The sequence below is a fragment of the Massilia sp. CT11-108 genome (assembly GCF_047302915.1).
Classification (GTDB): Bacteria; Pseudomonadota; Gammaproteobacteria; order Burkholderiales; family Burkholderiaceae_D; genus Telluria; species Telluria orientalis.
The window spans coordinates 1-2558 of record NZ_JBKYMO010000663.1 but is presented as its reverse complement, the minus strand read 5'-3'; the positions used below and the strand labels follow the sequence as shown (position 1 = coordinate 2558).

Sequence of the window (2558 nt, the reverse complement as noted above, 5' to 3'; positions counted from 1 at the left end):
CGACGTTCCGCCTGCCGCCGGCACCGGGGCGCGTGCGCATCGTGCTCGGGCCGCACGACGGCATCCACAGTTATCCCGCCCAGCCGGCCGGCGCGGTGTCGCGCCTGCTGACCGACACGCGCTCCGCATCGCTGGACAGCCTGGCCGGCGTCGACGGTCCCATCGACCTCGCGCACCTGCCGTTCGCCGCGCCGGCCGAGGAACTGCTGCAGGTGCGCGCAATCGGCGGCCAGGACGGCGCCGCGCCGATCGCGCTGCACTACCTCGATTACGACGCCTGCGTCGGCCTGTGGTGGGACACGGCGCAGCTGCCCGACCTGCTGCTCTGGGTGAGCAACGGCGGCCGCATCCACTTCCCCTGGATGAGCAGCCACCTGGCGCTGGGCGCCGAACCCGTGAACAGCCTGTTCGACCTGGGCCGCGTCGCGACGGCGCCCGCGAACCATCCGCTCGCGGACCGCCTCGGGATCGCCATCGGCCCCGACGCGCCGTGGGAAACCCGGTACCGCATCGCCGCCTGGCCCCAACCGTCCCTCCCAACCCAACGATAGAGTACCGCGCCATGGCACCCGACTTCCGTTCTCCCGGCTTCCTGCTCGACCACATCGCCCATACGATGCGGTTTTATCACCCGCGCTGCATCGACCCGAGCGGCGGTTTTTATCACTTCTTCCGCGACGACGGCACGGTGTACGACCGCACGACACGCCACCTCGTCAGCAGCACGCGCTTCGTCTTCAACTACGCGATGGCGTACCGCCGCTTCGGCGACCCGGAACACCTCGCGGCCGTGCGCCAAGGCGTGGCGTTCCTGCGCGACGTCCACCGCGACCCGCGCACGGGCGGCTACGCCTGGCAGCTCGCGTGGGACGCGGGCCGCAAGGAAGTCCTCGACGGCGACAACCACTGCTACGGCCTGGCCTTCGTCATGCTGGCGTATGCGCATGCGCTGCGGGCCGGTGTCGCGGAGGCGCGCGGCTACCTCGCCGAGACGTTCGACCTGATGGAGGCGCGCTTCTGGGAACCCGGGCACGGGCTGTACGCGGACCAGGCGAGCGCCGACTGGTCCGTGCTGGACGCGTACCGCGGCCAGAACGCCAACATGCATTCGTGCGAAGCGATGCTCGCGGCGTACGAGGCGACGGGCGAAGTGCGCTACCTGCACCGCGCCGAGACGCTGGCCCGCAACATCACGCTGCGCCAGGCCGCCCTCGCGGAGGGTTACGTGTGGGAGCACTATCGCGCCGACTGGTCGGTGGACTGGGACTACAACCGCGACGACAAGACGAACATCTTCCGGCCCTGGGGCTACCAGCCCGGCCACCTGACGGAATGGGCGAAGCTGCTGCTGCTGCTCGAACGCCACCGCGCCCACCTGGCGGGCGACGCCGAATGGCTCGCGCCGCGCGCCATCCAGCTGTTCGACGCCGCGCTGCTGCGCGCCTGGGACGCGGAGCACGGCGGCATCTGCTACGGCTATGCGCCGGACGGCAGCATCTGCGACGGCGACAAGTATTTCTGGGTGCAGGCCGAAAGCTTCGCGGCCGCCGCGCTGCTGGCCGTGCGCACCGGGAACCCGGCCTACTGGAACTGGTACGACCGTATCTGGGCGTACAGCTGGGCGCACTTCGTCGACCACGACCACGGCGCCTGGTACCGCATCCTCGGCCAGGACAACCGCAAGCTGACCAATGAGAAGAGCCCGGCCGGCAAGACGGACTATCACACGATGGGCGCCTGCTACGACGTGCTGCACGCGCTGGAGGCGAACCCATGACCGCGCTGCCCCGCTTCGTCGCGGCCGGCGAAGCGCTGACGGACCTGCTCGCGACAGGCCCCGGCACGTGGACGAGCCAGACCGGCGGCTCGACGTGGAACGTGGCGCGCGTCGTCGCCCGCCTCGGCATCCCGAGCGCGTTCGCGGGCGCCGTCAGCCGCGACGTGTTCGGCCTCGAACTCGCCGCCGCCAACGCGGCAGCGGGTCTCGACCAGCGCTTCCTGCAGCAGGTCGACCGCCCGCCATTGCTGGCCGTCGTGCACGAACGCCACCCGCCCCGCTACTTCTTCATCGGCACGGACAGCGCCGACCTGCACTTCGATCCGGACCATCTGCCGGCCGGGTGGCAGGACGGCGCCGCATGGGTCCACTTCGGCGGCATCAGCCTTGCGCGCGCGCCGCTCGCCGGCACACTCGTCGCGCTGGCCCGCGACCTGAAACTGCGCGGCACGAAGATCAGCTACGACCCCAACTTCCGCGCGCTGATGGACGCGCGCTATGACGAGACGTTGCGCACGATGGTGGGCCTGGCGGACGTGGTCAAGGTGTCCGACGAAGACGTGCGCGGCCTGTTCCGCATCGACGATGCCGACGCGGCGTTCGCAACGCTGCGCGCCATGAATCCGGCCGCGACGTACCTGTTCACGCGCGGCGCCGACGGGGGGCCCCCCCCCGGGGGGCCCCCGCCCCGCGCCGGGGCCCCCCGCGGGGGGGGGGGGGGGGGGGGGGTTAAAGAACGAGCCGCCCCCCCCGCGGGGGGAGGGGGGGGGGGGGGGGGGGG

At 71.7% G+C, this 2558-nt stretch carries 2 protein-coding genes and 1 pseudogene; all 3 read left to right on the top strand.

The features are described 5' to 3' along the window. Positions 1-551 (top strand): annotated as a pseudogene (locus tag ACEN88_RS29095) (hypothetical protein); the annotation flags it as partial. Positions 552-562: 11 nt separating this feature from the next. Continuing rightward, positions 563-1777 carry an AGE family epimerase/isomerase gene (locus ACEN88_RS29090; RefSeq protein WP_413345303.1) on the top strand — a complete coding sequence of 405 codons (1215 nt, stop codon included), beginning with the start codon at positions 563-565 and terminating at the stop codon, positions 1775-1777. Then, on the top strand, positions 1774-2558 hold a 785-nt coding region (locus ACEN88_RS29085), incomplete at its 3' end, for a PfkB family carbohydrate kinase (RefSeq protein WP_413345301.1). The genes ACEN88_RS29090 and ACEN88_RS29085, both read left to right, overlap by 4 nt.